14 protein-coding genes and 1 pseudogene are annotated in these 16,135 nt (G+C 64.2%); 6 read left to right on the top strand and 9 right to left on the bottom strand.

Features of this window, described 5'->3' with window-relative positions; genetic code table 11:
- Positions 1 to 79 precede the first annotated feature (79 nt).
- From AAFX91_RS17070 to AAFX91_RS17050, 5 genes are all read left to right on the top strand, one after another.
- Positions 80 to 1,300 (top strand): substrate-binding protein, encoded by a 1,221-nt coding sequence (locus tag AAFX91_RS17070; RefSeq protein ID WP_130576799.1) that lies wholly within the window; start codon positions 80 to 82, stop codon positions 1,298 to 1,300.
- A 7-nt stretch (positions 1,301 to 1,307) separates the two neighbouring features.
- Positions 1,308 to 2,402: a branched-chain amino acid ABC transporter permease gene (locus AAFX91_RS17065; protein ID WP_130576800.1), complete on the top strand. Its 1,095-nt coding sequence runs from the start codon at positions 1,308 to 1,310 to the stop codon at positions 2,400 to 2,402.
- Positions 2,389 to 3,123 (top strand): ABC transporter ATP-binding protein, encoded by a 735-nt coding sequence (locus tag AAFX91_RS17060; protein ID WP_130576801.1) that lies wholly within the window; start codon positions 2,389 to 2,391, stop codon positions 3,121 to 3,123. The genes AAFX91_RS17065 and AAFX91_RS17060 overlap by 14 nt, the downstream gene beginning before the upstream one ends.
- Positions 3,116 to 3,817, top strand: coding sequence for an ABC transporter ATP-binding protein (locus AAFX91_RS17055; protein WP_130576802.1), 702 nt, complete (start codon positions 3,116 to 3,118; stop codon positions 3,815 to 3,817). Before AAFX91_RS17060 ends, AAFX91_RS17055 begins: the two co-directional genes overlap by 8 nt.
- A 311-nt stretch (positions 3,818 to 4,128) precedes the next feature.
- Positions 4,129 to 5,001, top strand: a complete 873-nt coding sequence (locus AAFX91_RS17050; protein WP_245475623.1) for a DUF2778 domain-containing protein — start codon at positions 4,129 to 4,131, stop codon at positions 4,999 to 5,001.
- 51 nt (positions 5,002 to 5,052) lie between these two features.
- Here the strand turns inward: AAFX91_RS17050 and AAFX91_RS17045 are convergent, their stop codons facing one another.
- The 9 genes from AAFX91_RS17045 to AAFX91_RS17005 all read right to left on the bottom strand — a co-directional run bounded on the left by AAFX91_RS17045 (position 5,053) and on the right by AAFX91_RS17005 (position 13,993).
- Positions 5,053 to 6,099, bottom strand: a complete 1,047-nt coding sequence (locus AAFX91_RS17045) for a uroporphyrinogen decarboxylase family protein (protein WP_130576804.1) — start codon at positions 6,097 to 6,099, stop codon at positions 5,053 to 5,055.
- Positions 6,100 to 6,129: 30 nt separating this feature from the next.
- Positions 6,130 to 6,999, bottom strand: a complete 870-nt coding sequence (locus tag AAFX91_RS17040) for a fumarylacetoacetate hydrolase family protein (RefSeq protein WP_130576805.1) — start codon at positions 6,997 to 6,999, stop codon at positions 6,130 to 6,132.
- Complete coding sequence (locus tag AAFX91_RS17035; protein WP_130576806.1) at positions 6,996 to 7,661, bottom strand: polysaccharide deacetylase family protein; 666 nt, start codon at positions 7,659 to 7,661, stop codon at positions 6,996 to 6,998. Before AAFX91_RS17035 ends, AAFX91_RS17040 begins: the two co-directional genes overlap by 4 nt.
- 11 nt (positions 7,662 to 7,672) lie before the next feature.
- Positions 7,673 to 8,473 carry an ABC transporter permease gene (locus AAFX91_RS17030; RefSeq protein WP_394567202.1) on the bottom strand — a complete coding sequence of 267 codons (801 nt, stop codon included), beginning with the start codon at positions 8,471 to 8,473 and terminating at the stop codon, positions 7,673 to 7,675.
- Positions 8,474 to 8,480: 7 nt separating this feature from the next.
- Complete coding sequence (locus AAFX91_RS17025; protein WP_245475624.1) at positions 8,481 to 9,287, bottom strand: ABC transporter ATP-binding protein; 807 nt, start codon at positions 9,285 to 9,287, stop codon at positions 8,481 to 8,483.
- Positions 9,266 to 10,021 (bottom strand): ABC transporter permease, encoded by a 756-nt coding sequence (locus AAFX91_RS17020; protein ID WP_130576809.1) that lies wholly within the window; start codon positions 10,019 to 10,021, stop codon positions 9,266 to 9,268. The genes AAFX91_RS17025 and AAFX91_RS17020 overlap by 22 nt, the downstream gene beginning before the upstream one ends.
- A gap of 1 nt (position 10,022) precedes the next feature.
- The gene (locus tag AAFX91_RS17015) at positions 10,023 to 10,994 is read right to left on the bottom strand and encodes an ABC transporter substrate-binding protein (protein ID WP_130576810.1); all 972 of its coding nucleotides are present in this window, start codon (positions 10,992 to 10,994) and stop codon (positions 10,023 to 10,025) included.
- Between the two features lie 52 nt (positions 10,995 to 11,046).
- Positions 11,047 to 11,775: a GntR family transcriptional regulator gene (locus AAFX91_RS17010; protein WP_282529985.1), complete on the bottom strand. Its 729-nt coding sequence runs from the start codon at positions 11,773 to 11,775 to the stop codon at positions 11,047 to 11,049.
- Positions 11,776 to 12,034: 259 nt separating this feature from the next.
- On the bottom strand, positions 12,035 to 13,993 hold the full coding sequence (locus AAFX91_RS17005; RefSeq protein WP_394567201.1) for a putative bifunctional diguanylate cyclase/phosphodiesterase: 1,959 nt from the start codon (positions 13,991 to 13,993) through the stop codon (positions 12,035 to 12,037).
- A 305-nt stretch (positions 13,994 to 14,298) separates the two neighbouring features.
- Here AAFX91_RS17005 and AAFX91_RS17000 point away from each other — a divergent pair.
- Positions 14,299 to 15,902: pseudogene (locus tag AAFX91_RS17000) on the top strand (GMC family oxidoreductase).
- Positions 15,903 to 16,135 lie beyond the last annotated feature (233 nt).

Raw genomic sequence — 16,135 nt, 5'->3', positions numbered from 1 at the left:
CGCGCGAAACTACTTCGCCGTCGTCGCCATTGCCGCCACTCTGCTCTGGATAAGGTAACTGTCCACACGGCCTAGTCTCATGCGTAGCGATTATTTGAAATTAAGCCGGCGTCGTTTCCTGCAAAACTTTGCCTTTGCCTCCACCGCGATCGCGACCGGCGTGGGAAGCTGGGTGATCCGTCCCGAATGGGCCAATGCGGCCGAAGGCCCGATCAAGGTCGGCATCGCCACCGACTTGACCGGACCGATCGCCTATGCCGGCAATGCCGACGCCAATACGGCCAAGATGGTGGTCAAGGAGATCAACGATGCCGGCGGCCTGCTTGGCCGTCCGATCGAGCTCTTCATCGAGGACACCGCGTCGAACGAGTCGGTCGCGGTCGGCAACGTCCGCAAATTGATCCAGCGCGACAAGGTGGATCTCGTGCTCGGCGGCATTACGAGCTCGATGCGCAACGCAATCAAGGACCCGATCGTCGCCCGCGGCAAGACGCTCTACATCTATCCGCAGCTCTATGAGGGCAAGGAGTGCACGCCTTATCTGTTCTGCACCGGCCCGACGCCTGCGCAGCAATGCGACGAGTTCATCCCCTGGCTGATCAAGAACGGCGGCAAGCGCTTCGCACTGCCAAGCGCCAACTACGTCTGGCCGCATACGCTGAACGTCTACGCGCGCAAGGTGATCGAGGCCAATGGCGGCGAGGTGATCTTCGAGGAATATTACCCGCTCGACCAGGTCGATTTCAGCGCCACCGTCAACCGCATCATCTCCAATAAGGTCGACGTCGTTTTCAACACGGTAATCCCGCCCGGCGTCGGTCCGTTCTTCAAGCAGCTCTATGAAGCTGGCTTCCTGAAGAACGGCGGCCGGCTATCCTGCGTCTACTATGACGAGAACACGCTCAACATCAACCAGGCCAACGAGATCGAAGGCCTCGCGAGCTGCCTCGACTATTTCAAGGTGCTGACCAAGGACGATCCGGTCAGCGCCAAGATCCAGGCGACCTACGAGAAGGACTTCCCCGGCAACTTCCTGTTCGCCGCCGGCAGCGCCGCGACAGGCACCTACCGCGGATTGAAGCTATGGGCAGCCGCCGTCAAGGAGGCCGGCAAGGTCGATCGCGATTCCGTTGCGGCTGCGCTGGATCATGCCAAGATCGCGGAAGGGCCGGGCGGTCCCGCCGAGATGGTGCCGGGCAAGCGGCACTGCAAGATGAACATGTACACCGCCGTCGCCAAGGGCGGCGTGTACGAGATCGTGGCCCGCAGCAGCGGGCTCGTCGACCCCAAGGAATGCTGAGTCAAGAATGGGCGCAACCGAGCAGGCGGTTCGTACGGGGATCGACGAACGGCCGGACATCTCGAAGGCTGAACGCGGCGCGACCGCCGCGCTGGCGTCACAGGCCAGAACGCCGCGCAGGGTCCTGCCGATCGTGGAAGTCCTGGCGCTGCTGGTCGCAGTCTTCCTGCCGCTGGTGCTGCAGGATTATCTGACCGTCTTCGCCACCCGCGTCATCATCCTCGCGCTGTTCGCGCTGTCGTTCGACCTCGTCTGGGGCTATGCCGGCATCATGAGCTTTGGCCAGGCGCTGTTCTTCGGCTCGGCGGGCTACGGCGTGGCGCTGCTGGCGCGCGATCTCAACGTCACTTCGATCTTCCTGGTGCTGCCGGCGGCGATGCTGATCGGGTTGATATTCTCGCTCCTGCTCGGCTGCTTCCTGTTGCTCGGCCGGAATCCGTCGAGCATGATCTTCGTCGCGCTCGGCACCCTCACCGGGTCCTATGCCGCCGATCGCCTGGCGCGCGGCTGGTATTATCTCGGCGGGCAGAACGGCATTCCTTCGATCCCGCCGATGTCGCTCGGCAGCTACGATATTACGGAGGGGCCGGTCTATTACTATCTCGCGCTCGGCATTCTGCTCGTCGTCTATCTGCTGTGCCGCTTCCTGGTGCGCTCGCAATTCGGCCTTGCGCTCGCAGGCCTGCGCGAGAACGAGCAGCGCATCGCCTTCTTCGGCTACAAGGCGCAGCATCTGAAGGCGATCGTCTTTACCGTCGGCGGCACCATCGCGGGCCTCGCCGGTGGTCTCTATGCGTTTCACGAGGGGTTCGTCTGGCCCAACATGCTGGGCGTCGTGATCTCGACCCAGGTCGTGCTCTACGTCCTCTTCGGCGGATCGGGCACGCTGATCGGCGCCGTCATCGGTGCCGTGATCATCGAGGGCGTCAGCTTCTGGCTATCAGACAATTACCGCGACATCTGGCCGATCCTCCTCGGCGTGTTGCTGCTCCTGGTGATCCTGTTCCGCCCGCTCGGCCTGATCAGCTTCGTGCTCGGCGAACGCGAGCGCGTCGGCAGCTTCGGCGGAAAGACGAAGGGGAGCAGCCATGCCGCTCCTTGAAGCCACCGGCATCAAGAAGGTGTTCGGCAAATTGACCGCGCTTGACGGCGCGGGGCTGACGGTCTCCGAGAACGAATTTCACGGCCTGATCGGCCCGAACGGTTCGGGCAAGAGCACGCTGATGAAATGCGTCGCCGGCGCCGAAACGCCGACCGAGGGCACCGTGCACTTTGCGGGCAGCGACATCACCGCGCTGTCGCCGACCGAGCGCGCCCGCGCCGGCATGAGCCTGAAATTCCAGATCACCAGCGTGCTGCCGTCGCTGACGCTTTACGACAACATCCTGCTGGCGCTGCAGGCGCAATGCTCGCTGCTCGACCTCGTGCTGTCGCGCACCCGCGGCATATTGCACGACCAGGTCATGGCGATGCTCACTCAGTTCCGCCTCGCCGATCGCGCCCATGACGCGGCGGCGACGCTGTCGCATGGCCAGCAGCAATGGCTGGAGATCGCGATGGCGCTCGCCGGCAAGCCGCGGCTGTTGCTGCTGGACGAGCCGACCGGCGGCATGAGCCTGGAGGAGCGGCGCGTCACCGGCGAATTGCTGCAGCCGATCAAGTCGCATTGCTCGCTCGTGATCGTCGAGCACGACCTCGATTTCATCCGCGACATCTGCGATCGGCTCACCGTGCTCGACCAGGGTCGGGTGCTTGAGAGCGGCACCGTCGCCGAGATCCAGGCGAGCCCGGACGTACAGGAGATCTATCTGCGCCGTGCCTGACAGCCAGTTCCTCGATATCATCAATCTCGACGCCGGCTATGGCCGCAGCCAGGTCCTGTTCGACGTCAATATGGGCATTCCCTGGCGCGGCGGTGTCGCCGTGCTCGGCCGCAACGGTGCCGGCAAGACCACGCTGATGAAGACCATCGTCGGCGAACTGGGCCTGTCCAATGGCGAGCTCAAGTTCGACGGCAAGGATATCGGCCGCCGCCCGACCGAGGAGCGCGTGCGGCTCGGCATCGGCTATGTGCCGCAGGAGTATTCGGTGTTCGCGCGGCTGTCCGTGCGCGATAATCTTGCGGTCGGCGCGCTCTACAATCGGGACGCCGCCGCCATCGATCGGGTGCTGGCGATCTTTCCGAAGTTGGCCCAGCGACTGGACCAGCCCGCCGGCACGCTATCGGGCGGCGAGCGCAAGATGCTGGCGATCGGCCGCGCGATGCTCGGCGACCCGAAACTGCTGCTGCTGGATGAGCCGACCGAGGGCGTCTGGATCGGTGTGATCGAGGAGATCACCGAGCGCCTGATCGAACTGGCAAAGGACATCGCGGTCGTCATCGTCGAGCAGCACCTCGACCTTGCGCTGCGGGTGGCCGACTACGCCTATGTCCTCGATCGCGGCCGCGTCGCGCTGCAGGGCCCGGCCGCCGCCATCAGGGACGACCCGGAACTGCTGCGGTATCTGGCTCCCTAAGCCCGGCTTGCGCGGGCCTTTCCGTCATCACTTTTCGGGGGTGACCGGGTATTTGGTCTCGATTGTGCCCAAGTCTTGTTCCGTGATATCCCCGGTCATTCGGTGAATCCCTTCTGGAGCCCGTCAGAGGCTCCGGTGCGCCGAACCGGGGTTAGATGGGTCATATTGGGACAGGTGCAGCCGAGCGCCCGCGGGGTGGTGCTCGATGGGTGGGCAAGGCGACATTTTCTGTCGCCTCGTTTGCGTTGGCGTCTGCCCTTGCCGTCTGGATCACAGAGATTAACCCCTTGGATTTGCTGCGCGGTTCGGCCTTGGCGAACACGTCCGCGGCGATTTCCTTCAACGATCGGTTCGGGGCGCGCTCGACGCTCGATTCCGCCTTTATCTACTATCCCTCGCGCCCGATGCTTCGTGGCAGCCGTAACGATTTCAATGCGGAATTCGCCCATATCCAGGGTTCGCTGACCGAGCAGCTTCGCGACACCCAGACTGATGAACCCGTGCAAGCCAGCCCGCCCAACCCGGCGCCGTCTTCCACGGTCGCCGCGATTCCGCTGCCGCGGTCGCGCCCGGTCGATGCGAACCTGCAGGTCAAGAACGATCTGCCGCCCGCTCCGGCACCCGTCGCGCAGGCGGAGGAACGCTCCATTTGGCAGAAGATCACCGACTGGGTGCCAGGACGGGTGCAACTGGCGTCCCTCGAGCCGAATGGCGGAATCCTTCCCGGCACCGGGCCGAGCCTGACGACGCTCGGCTATGACAGCACGACCGCTGTCTATGACATCACGGCGCGCACCGTTTACATGCCTGACGGCACCAAGCTCGAGGCGCATTCGGGACTTGGCAGCCTGATGGATGATCCTTCCCGTGTGACTGCCCGCAACGCCGGCGCGACGCCGCCCGGCATCTACGAGATGAAGCCGCGCGAGAAGCTGTTCCATGGCGTGCCGGCGCTGCGCATGACCCCGGTCGATGGCACGGATACGTTCGGCCGCGCCGGCCTGCTGGCCCACCCCTACATGCTCGGCCCGAACGGCGATTCCAACGGCTGCGTCTCGATCAAGAACTACGACCATTTCCTGAAGGCCTACCGCAACGGCGAAATCAAGCGGATCGTCGTCGTGGTCCGGCTCAACGACCGCCCACCGCAGGCCGCAGCCACGCGCTCGGCATCGCAGTCGTAAGGCCCAATCTCTATCCGCCGCCTACGGGCGCAAGCGGCGGATGTGATCGCATCAACCGCCGATCTCTTTCCGCACCAGCGCGGCGGCGTCGCACATCGACTTCAGCTTTCCGAACGCAACGTGGCGCGGCATGTACTTCATGCCGCAGTCGGGCGCGACCACCAGCCGTTCGGCTGGCACTTGCTTCAGGCCATTGCGGATGCGTCCCGCGACCGTCTCCACCGACTCGATCTCCGGATTGCCGAGGTCAAGCACGCCAAGCATGATCTTCTTCGACGAGAGCTCCTTGAGCACGCCGAGATCGAGCTTCGGCTGCGCGGCCTCGATCGAGATCTGGTCGGCCGTGGTGTCGTTGAGCTCGCCGAGGAAGGAATAGCCGGCCGGCTTGTTCGAGCCCGGCACAACCGCGGCATAGCCGAAGCAGAGATGCACGACGGTGGGCACCGTGATGCCTTGAAGGGCGCGGTTGATCGCCTTCACGGCATAGCGCTTGGCGAGGTCCGGATTGTTGCGCACCCAGGGCTCGTCGAGCTGGATCACGTCGGCGCCGGCCTTCTGCAGGTCGAGCGCCTCGGCGTTGACGGCTTCCGCGAAGGCCATCGCGAGTTCCTCATCGTCCTTGTAGAACTCGTTCTTGGCCTGCTGGCTCATGGTGAACGGGCCGGGCAGGGTGATCTTGGCCGCGCGGTCGGTGTTCTGCCGCAGGAACTGCATGTCATGCAGCTCGACGGCGCGCGTCCGCTTCACCGGGCCGACCACGCGCGGCACCGGCGTTTGCGTGCTGCCGGTGCGAGCGGTGATGACAGCGGGATTTTCGTCATCGATGCCTTCGAGCGCGGTCGCAAAGCGGTTGGAATAGCTTTCGCGGCGGATCTCGCCATCGGTCACGATATCGATGCCGGCGCGCTCCATGTCTCTGATGGCGACGATGGTTGCATCGTCCTGCGCTTCTTCCAAGTGCTCGGCCGGCAACCGCCACATCGCATGCAGGCGGGTGCGCGGCACGACCTTTGACAGCATGGCGCGATCGACCAGCCATTCCGGCTGCGGGTAGCTGCCGACCACGGTGGTCGGCAAGAGATGCGTCGGGAGGTTCATGATAGTCTCCTTGTTGTTCTTGGTTCGGCTTCAGGCCGCACGCGTCGCTGCGGCCGCGGCTTCGTCCTTGACGGGATTGCGCAGCACGCCGATGCCGGAAATCTCGACCTCGACCACGTCGCCTTCCTTCATCCAGAGCGGCGGGTTGCGATAGGCGCCGACACCGCCGGTGGTGCCGGTGACGATGACGTCGCCGGGCGCAAGCTCGGTGAAGGTTGAGCAGTAGGCGATCAGGGCAGGGACGTCGAACACGAGGTCCGAGATCGGTGCGGCCTGCACCTCGACGCCGTTGAGGCGGGTGGCGATGCTCTGCTTGCTGATGTCTGATATCTCATCCGTCGTCACCATCCACGGGCCGAAGGCGCCGGTGCCGACGAAATTCTTGCCCGGCGCGAACTGCGAGGTGTGGCGCTGCCAGTCGCGGATGCTGCCGTCATTGTAGCAGGCGTAGCCGGCCACATGCGAAAGCGCAGCCTCGCGCGAAATCCGCCGGCCGGCCTTGCCGATGATGACAGCCATCTCGCCTTCATAGTCGAAACGCTCGGACTCCAGCGGCCGGATCATCGGCTGGCCGGCGCCGACCTGGCTGTTGGCGAAGCGGGTGAAGATCATCGGATGCGGCGGCGTCGGATGGCCGCTCTCGGCAAGGTGCGTGGCGTAGTTGACGCCGATGCAGAGGATCTTGTCGGGATCGGGCACGGTCGGCAGCAACTCGACCTCCTTGAGCGCATAGTCCGCGCGTTCGCCCTGCAGCTTCTTCAGCTCCTCGAGCGAGCCTTTCGCAAGCAGCGCCTTCAGCGTGGGAAAGTCCTTCAGCCACTTGCCGGCGTCGATCACGCCGGCGTCGGTGACGGTGCCGTAGCTTGCGACATTGGCCGCCTTGAAACTTGCGATCTTCATGATTTGACTCTTTCTTCGATGGAGGAAACGTAGGCGTCGATAGGCAGCACGATCTCGCCCGAACGGATCGGGACGCAGTCGGGCGGAAACTCCTGGCGGAAGCGGGCACCAAGGGCGGCGGCGCGATCGAGGAAATCCTCGAGATGCTCCATCGCGCCGGTCGGCAGGTCGTGCACCACCATCAACGTCCAGGGCTGCGAACGGCATTGATCGAGTGCGCGGTCGACCCAGCCGTCCGGATCGTTCCAGTCGCGCGGGATCGCATTCCAGAGCACGCAGCTATGTTTGTTGCGCTTGAGGTAATCGACCACGGACGGCTTGAGCAGCCGGTTGTCGAGATTGCCGCCGCCGCCGAACGGCCGGAACCAGCGCTGCGGATGGGCGAGGGCGCCGATCGCGGCCTGCGTGCGGCCGATCTCGTTCTCCGCCGTATCCGCATCAGGTTGCAGGCCGAGCGGAATGCTGTGGGTGAAGGTGTGGTTGCCGATCCAGTGGCCGTCGTCGTGAGCGCGGACCGCAAGCCTGCGTCGTGCGGGATCGCCAAGCTTTTCGCCGATCACGAAGAACGTCGTCTTGATGTCGCGCTCGCGCAGGATGTCGAGCACGCGCGGCGTGACCTCAGGCTCCGGGCCATTGTCGAAACTCAGTGTCAGGTCGAACACGCTGGCATCCCTTACGTCGCTGGCTGCACGGCACCGGACCCGATGTCGTCGGCGGCGCTCTGGCCGGCGCGGGTGCCGGTCTGCCAGATCGCGGCCTTGCGCTCGATCCACTTGATCAAGGCATTGAAGGCCATCGCCATGAACAGCACCAGCAGCACGCCGGCAAAGACATGCGGGCTGTCCAGGATGGTGCGGTAGCGCGAGATCAGGTAGCCGATGCCGGCGGACGAGATCAGCATCTCCGACACCACCACGCCGACGATGACGAGCGCGCCGCCGACGCGCAGGCCCGACAGCACGGTCGGGATCGCCGCCGGGATGATGACGCGGACGAGGCGCTGGCTCATCGTTGCGCCCATGCTGCGCGCGGCAAGTATGAGCTGCGGGTCGATGGTCTGGATGCCGGCTGCGGTTGCGAGCATCGTCGGCAGGAAACCGTAGATCGAGGCGAAGGCGATCTTGGATTCCGTGCCGATGCCGAGCCACACCGTGAACACGGGATAGAGGATCACCAGCGGCACCGCATAGAGGCTCGAGACCATCGGCATGATCAGCACGCGCGGCCGCGGCACGCTGCCAACGATGGCGCCGAGCAGGATGCCGCCGCCGCAGGCGAACGCCATCGAGATCGCGACCTCGTAGAGCGTCACCGCCAGCGCGTGACCATATTCCGGCGCCTCGTTCCATCCGGCCCTCAGCGTCGAGGAAAGCGACGGCAGGAACAGTTCCGGAATGAGGCCGGTGCGCGGCAGGATTTCCCACAGCGCAATCAGGCCGATCACGATCAGATGCCGCAGCGTCTTGGCGCTCATCGAAGCCTCACGCCGATTTGCGGATATGCCGCCAGATGCGGTCGCGCAGCGTGCCGAAGGCATCGCCGCTCAGCATCTCATAGGTGCGCGGCCGCGGCAGCGGCACCTGCAGATGGTCGACGATGCGGCCGGGCCGCGCCGACATCACGATCACTTCGTCGGCGAGGTAGACCGCCTCGGTCAGGCTGTGGGTGACGAACACGACGGTCTTGCCGGTCGCGGACCAGATGCGGAGCAATTCGTCGCCCATGGTCATGCGGGTCTGCTCGTCGAGCGCGGCGAACGGCTCGTCCATCAACAGCACCGGCGGATCCTGCACCAGGCCGCGGGCGATCGAGACGCGCTGCTTCATGCCGCCGGACAATTCATGCGGATGACGTTTGCCGAAACCATCGAGCCCGACCAGCTTCAGCGCCTCCTGCGCCTTGGCGCGGCGTTCGCTCTTGGCGACGCCGCGCAGCGCCAGCGGAAACTCGACATTCTCCTCCGCGGTCAGCCATGGAAACAGGCTCGCTTCCTGGAACACCACGCCGACGCGGTCCGGGTCGGGCTTGGGGATCGGCGCGCCGTTGATGGTGATGGTGCCCGTGGTCTGCTGGCGCAGGCCGGCCATCATCATCAAAAGCGTCGACTTGCCGCAGCCGCTCGGGCCGACCAGCACGACGAAGCGGCCCGGCTTGATCTCGAGCGAGACATTGTCGAGCGCGACCACGTCCTGCGTCGACGTCTTGAAGACTTGGCCGACATTTTTGACCTCGATCGCGCCGGCGCGCGGCGGCGGCTTTAGCGGTGTCACGTTCGCCAATGGCTGCATCGCGTTTCCACCCATCTGATCAGTTCGTTGAAGGTCATCGCGATCGCCGCGACCATCACCACGCCCGCCAGCAATTGCTTCATCTGGAAGTTCTCGCCCCAGGTCGCGATCTGGTGGCCGATGCCGTCGCGCGAGGCGTACATTTCAGCGAGGATGACGCCGGTCAGGTTGAAGATCATGGAGATCCGCAACGCCTCCAGCAGCACCGGCAGCATGCTCGGCAGATAGACGCGGAACGCGGTCTGCGCGGGCGTCGCGCCATAGGAGCGGGCGACCGTCAAATGCTCCACCTTCACCGACTCCACCGCCGTCGTGGTCGACATGATCACGATGAAGATGGTCGAGAAGAAACCGAACCCGACCTTCTGCGAGAAGCCGACGCCGAACACCAGGATGAACATCGGCAGGAAGATCGATTTCGGGATGCTGAAGGCGAAGAACAAGAGCGGCTTTGCCACTTCCGCAAAGTAGCGGTTTTCCGCGATCAGGAACCCGATCAGCGCGCCTGAGGGGACCGCGAGCGCGAACGCGGCCAGCACTTCGGTCGCCGTCACCATCAGATCCTTGCGCACGGCGGCGCGCTGCAGGAGATCGCCGAGCGTCACCAGCGTGTCGGACGCCGACGGCAGCAGCCGCGGATTGACGATGCCGGTGCGCGACAGCAATTCCCACAGCGCAAAGATCGCGACCACGATCGCGATCCGCGCCAGCTTTATGGCAAGTGTGCCCTGCATCTCAGAACTTCGTCGGCACCGGCTTGAACTTGGTGGAGATGATCTCCTCCACCGGCACGATGTCCTTGAGCCCGCCGAGCTTGGCGAGATCGAGCGAAAGCTGCACGGCGGCGGGCACGTTCGCGGCACCCATGTTGCCGTCGGTCTCCAGCTTCAGAATCGTGTTCTCATATTCCAGCGCGGCGATCTCGGCCGGCATCTCGTAAAGCTCAGAGATCAGCTTCACCGTCGTGTCGCGGTTGGCGCGCATGAATTGCAGCGCGCCGTAGAGCGCGTTGACGGCCTTCTGCACCACCTCGGGCTTGGCATCGGCATATTTGTCGAGCACGATCCAGCCGGCGCTCAGATTCGGCGGCACCGCCGTGGCGTAGTCGAGAATGGTGCGTGCCTCGCCCGATTTCGCAATCTGGAAGCTGAGCGGCGAATAGACCACGGCGGCATCGACATTGCCCGCGAGCAGGTTCGGCACCAGGCCGCCACCGCCGACCGGCACGCGGGTGAATTCGAGCTTCTTGTCCTGCGCGGTCCACAGCGCGAGCAGGTCGGAGCCGGAGCCGGCCGAGGTGATCGCGACTTTCTTGCCGTTCAGATCCTTCACCTCGAGCGTCGACTTGACCGGCACCATCAGTTGCCAGCCGAAGCTGCCCATCGCGGCGTTGGCAACGAGTTTCGACATCACGCCCTTCTTGCGTCCGGCTGACACCAGCGAGGGCGGATCGAGAATGATGTCGGCAGCACCTGCCGCCATCGCCTCGAAGGTCTCCGCACCGCCGCGGTAGATGGTCAGTTCGGCGTTGATGCCTTCCTTTTCGAACAGCTTCTGCCGCACGGCGGTCTCGGCGATCGTCGTCGGCCAATAGGTCTTGGTCGGCAGTCCGACGCGAATCGTCTCGGCCGCGGAGGCGGCGACAGGCGCAGCGAGCACGGTGACGGCGACGAGCGACGCCAGGGCATGGCGGCGGGACATGGGCATAGTTCTGTTTCCTCCGGGATGGCTGTTTGTTTCCGGGAACTGCTCCCGGCCTTCAGTTCGTGCCGTTCACCTCCGAGATCCGGGGCGCGGCGAGCTCGACGAATTCCATGGTGACCGTGAAGTGCTTGGACAGCGCGATGACGGCGGCATCCGCGTCGCGCCTGCGTACGGCTTCGACAATCGCGGCGTGCTCGGCTTCGACATCGCGCGGCTTGCCGACCTCGCGCCGGATCGACAGCCGGCGATAGCGCTCACTCTGCTCGTGCAATTCGTCACGAAAGCCGAGCAGCCACCGCGAGCCGCAGGCATTGACGAGCGCGCGATGAAAAACGCGGTGGCGCACCACCCATTCTTCATAGTGCACGCCCGGCTGATCGGGATAGCGGTAGGGCACCGCCTTCAGCGCCTCCCAGGCGGCCTCGACAGCCGCGAGCCAGGCCGCGTCGCCGCGTTCGATCGAACGCCGCAGCGCCAGTCCTTCGATATCGATCCGCGTCTGCGTGACGTCGGCGAGATCGGCGAGCGAGACCGGGCTGACGCGAAAGCCGCGCTGGTCGGAGGCCTGCACCAACCCATCCGCCACCAGCCGCGACAGCGCCTCGCGCACCGCTGCGAGGCTGACGGAAAACTGTTTGGCGAGACCCGCGATGTGGAGCTTCTGGCCGGGCAAGAGCCGGGTCGAAAGGATGTCCGCGCGCAGCCGCTCCTGCACCGCAGACGTCAGGCTGCGCGGCCGCTCTTCGCCAAATCCCTCACGAAAACTCAACTCGATGCCGTTCATGGCGGTGGAGATTGACGGGCTCGACCATTGCTGTCAATCGAAAATCGATTTTTTCCGTTCTAGAGTTCCACGATGTGACGACGTGCCTTGCGGTGTCCGACGTGACTGGCCCTGGTATCGCGGATGCCATTTCGCAGTCGCAAAAGATCTGGCCGCTCTTGAAGACAGAGCAGGGCGACGCGTCAAGCGTCCGCGGCGTCACCATAAATGGACAGGCGGACGGAGCGGCGGGGCAAGTTGGAGCGGGTTGGCGTCCAATCTAGGCCGCGTGGATCGAGCGCTGCATCTTGTCGAGCAGAGCAGGGATCTGTTCGGCCGGAACCGGCCGGCCAATGAAATAGCCCTGGGCTTCGTCGCAGTTCGTCTGGCGCAGATATTCGAGCTGGTCGGCCGTCTCAACGCCTTCCGCCACCACGCCGATGCGCAGCTCCCGCGCAAGCCCGATCACGGATTTGACGATTGCGGCGCAGTCGGGCTGCACCAGCATGTCGCGGATGAAGGATTGGTCGATCTTGATGCGGCTGAAAGGCAGTTTGCGCAAGTATGTCAGGGAGGAGAAGCCGGTGCCGAAATCGTCGAGCGCAACCGTCACTCCCAAATCCAACAGCGAGTTCAGGATCGACAAGGCCGATCCATACTTTGCGATCAGCATCGATTCCGTGATCTCGATCTCGAGCCGATCGGGGCGCACGCCGGCTTGCGCAAGCGCCTGCACGATCGTCTGCAGGATGCCGGCATTGTTGAACTGCACCGCGGAGAAATTCACAGCCACGCGGATGTCGTCGGGCCATTCGGCAAGCGTCAGGCAGGCGCGGCGGACCACCCACTCGCCGATCTGGTGGATCAGCCCGGTCTCTTCCGCGATCGGGATGAAGTCGCTGGGCGAAACCAGTCCGCGCTCGGGATGCCGCCAGCGCAGCAGTGCTTCGAACCCGGTGATGCGGTTCTCGCCGATCTCGATGAATGGCTGATACACCAGGAACAACTCGTCGCGCTCGATTGCCCCTTCCAGATCCCGCCGCAACGCCAGGCGATCGCGCGCCGACTTGTCGTCGCCGGGTTCGAAGAAGCAGATCGTGCCGGGTCCTGCCTTCTTGGCGCGATACAGCGCGATGTCGACATGTTTCATGAGGTCGTGGGGCGTATTGCCGTCGCGCGGCGCCAGCACGATGCCGACGCTGGTTGCCCCGAACGCTTCGCGTCCATCGATCACGAACGGATCGTCGAAGGCGGCAACGAAACATTCGGCGATCTCGAAGGCGTCTTTCGGCCTGGTCAGATTGGCCATGATCAGCGCGAACTCGTCGCCACCGATGCGTGCAACATGTTCGGTGGTGCGGGTGCAGCGTTGCAGTCGCGCAGCCGCCTGGACCAGAAACTCGTCCCCGGCGGGATGGCCGAACTTGTCGTTCACCTCCTTGAAGCGATCGAGATCGAGCAGCAGCACGGCAAACTCCTCGCCGGTGCGTGCCAGCCGGTCAAGCGCGGCTTCCAGGGTTTCGTTGAAGGCAATTCGGTTGGGCAGCCCCGTCAGCAGATCCCGCCGCACGGTCCGCTCCGCCTCGAGCTGGGTGATGATGCGCCGTGTGAATTCGAAGGAATTAACGAACACGGCGCGGAGCAGCACGAAGCCATAGATCGCGAGCAGGATTGCAACCAGCAGGTAGACGAAGTCGCCAATCCTGTACAGGCAGATCGTGGAGCCGATAAAGATCGGCGTGGTAAAGGCGATGGTGGCGATCGGAATGGTGGCGAAGGCGAGCGCGCCGCCCGCAAGCATTCCGGCGCAAAGACAGGTAATCACCAGTTGGCCGCCGTTGGAGGCGTTGGCAAAGAACGCCACCGGAACGATCGCCCACGCGGATCCCAGCACGAGTGCGTTTTGTACCAATCGATGCATGGTGCGGCGAGAGACGAACTGCGGCTTTGCAATTCGTCGCGACGCGCGTGACTGCCATCCGAGCCATATCGCGCCGCCGGCCACGGTCGCGGTCCAGATGGTGGCAGGAAGCCAGTCCGCCGAGTGCCAGAGCGCGATCGCAAGTATGGTCGCGTTGCAGACGTTGGCCAGCATGAAGCCGACGGCATGGCCGAGCACAAGCGACATCTGCTCAGAGCGGATATAGCCGGCGCCCGTCTCGTCCGTTGCCGGTCCGCCGAACGCGGCGAGATCGCCGGCGAACAATTTTGAGAAATATGAGCTCAGATACGTCCGCATCCCTCGCCCTGCAGGCTTGGCCCCAAGGCGGGCGCCGATTGCGGAACCTCGCCGCAAAGCTTTGACAAACTGTGAATTATGGAGGGTGCGGACATCGCAACAAGACGTTGTGATAACCGCGTGCGCGTGCATCGCTAACAAATCGATACAAATGCGCTTGACGGCGATCGGGCGCGGCGCTGCCGGCGGAGCGGCCAATCGAGCGTGGCAGTCAAGGCCCTCAGGCGAAGGCGCATGGCGATAAGTCTTTTCAAATTGTAGCTTTGTCTGTACCACCACAGAAAATAAAAACCTGGGGGAAACAAATGAACAATAACAGCGACAGCTTGGAATTCGATTACGTGATCGTGGGCGCTGGTTCCGCCGGTTGCGTGCTCGCCAATCGCTTGAGCGCCGACGGCAAGAACTCGGTGCTGCTGCTGGAGGCGGGACCCAAGGATACCAACATCTGGATCCATGTGCCGCTCGGCTACGGAAAGCTGTTCAAGGAAAAAACCGTCAACTGGATGTACCAGACCGAGCCCGAGCCGGAACTGCACGGGCGTCAGGTGTTTCAGCCCCGCGGAAAAGTGCTGGGCGGTTCGAGCTCGATCAACGGTCTGCTCTATGTGCGCGGCCAGCACGAGGATTACGACCGCTGGCGCCAGCGCGGCAATGCCGGCTGGGGCTATGACGAGGTGCTGCCCTATTTCAAGCGGGCGGAAGATCAGCAGCGCGGCGCGAACAAGTATCACGGCGCGGGCGGTCCGCTGCCGGTGTCGGACTGGCGGCATCACGATCCGCTGTCGGAAGCCTTTGTGAAGGCGGCGGACGAGGTCGGCATTCCCACCAATCCCGATTTCAATGGCGCGACCCAGGAGGGCGCCGGCTTCTTCCAGACCACGACGCGGCGCGGCCGCCGCGCCAGCAGCGCATTCTCCTATCTGCGCCCCGCGATGAAGCGCGGCAATCTGCATGTCGAGACCTCGGCGCTGGCGCAGCGCATCGTCTTCGAAGGACGCCGTGCGCGCGCCGTCGAATTCAAGCAGGAGGGGCGTGTTCGCACGGCGCGTGCCCGGCGCGAGATCCTGGTCTCCGGCGGCGCCTACAACTCACCGCAATTGCTGCAACTCTCCGGCGTCGGGCCGGCGGAGCTGTTGAGGAAGCACGGCATCGAGGTCGTGCTTGACCAGGCGGGCGTCGGCAATGATCTGCAGGATCATCTGCAGGTGCGGCTGATCACGCGCTGCCTGCAGCGTGTCACGCTCAACGACGTCGTCAATCATCCGCTGCGCCGCCTTTGGGCCGGTGCGCATTATGCGGCCTTGCGGCGCGGACCGCTGACGATCGCCGCCGGCACTTCGGGCGCATTCTTCAAGACCGATCCGCGGCTGGCGACGCCGGACATCCAGATCCACTTCATCCCGTTCTCGACCGACAAGATGGGCGAGAACCTGCACACGTTTTCGGGCTTCACCGCCTCCGTCTGCCAGCTCCGTCCCGAAAGCCGCGGCTCGCTTCGCATCAAAAGCGCGGACCCATCAGTGCCGCCGGAAATCCGCATCAATTATCTTTCGACCGAGACCGACCGCCGCGCCTTCATCGACGGCCTCCGCATCCTGCGCAAGATCCTCGCTGCACCGGCGCTGAAGGCCTATTGTGCGGAAGAGATCGAGCCGGGCCCGAAGACGAGGATCTGCTCGATTTCTGCCGCCGCACCGGCTCAACCGTCTATCACCCGACCTCGACCTGCCGCATGGGCAACGATGCGCTGGCCGTCGTCGACCAGCGGCTCAAAGTGCGCGGCATCGAAGGTTTGCGCGTGGTCGACGCCTCGATCATGCCCGACCTGATGTCGGGTAACACCAACGCGCCGACGATCATGATCGCGGAGAAGGCGTCCGACATGATTTTGGAGGATGCGCGTTAGTTTTGCGTAGCCCGGATGGAGCGAAGCGCAATCCGGGACTCTTCATTGCGGCGCCGAACCCCGGATTACGCTTCGCTCCATCCGGGCTACGGGCTGACGCATCCAGAAATTCCGCTGTCATCATCCGCGAAGGCGGATGATCCAGTACACGCAGGCCTCTCGGTTGTAATGAGTGCTGGCGCTTACTGGATGCCCCGTCGGAGCCTGTCATCGGGCTCGCCGAAGGCGAGACC

The sequence above is a fragment of the Bradyrhizobium sp. 31Argb genome (assembly GCF_043638955.1).
Lineage (GTDB): Bacteria > Pseudomonadota > Alphaproteobacteria > Rhizobiales > Xanthobacteraceae > Bradyrhizobium.
This window is presented reverse-complemented; position numbering and strand designations above follow the sequence as displayed.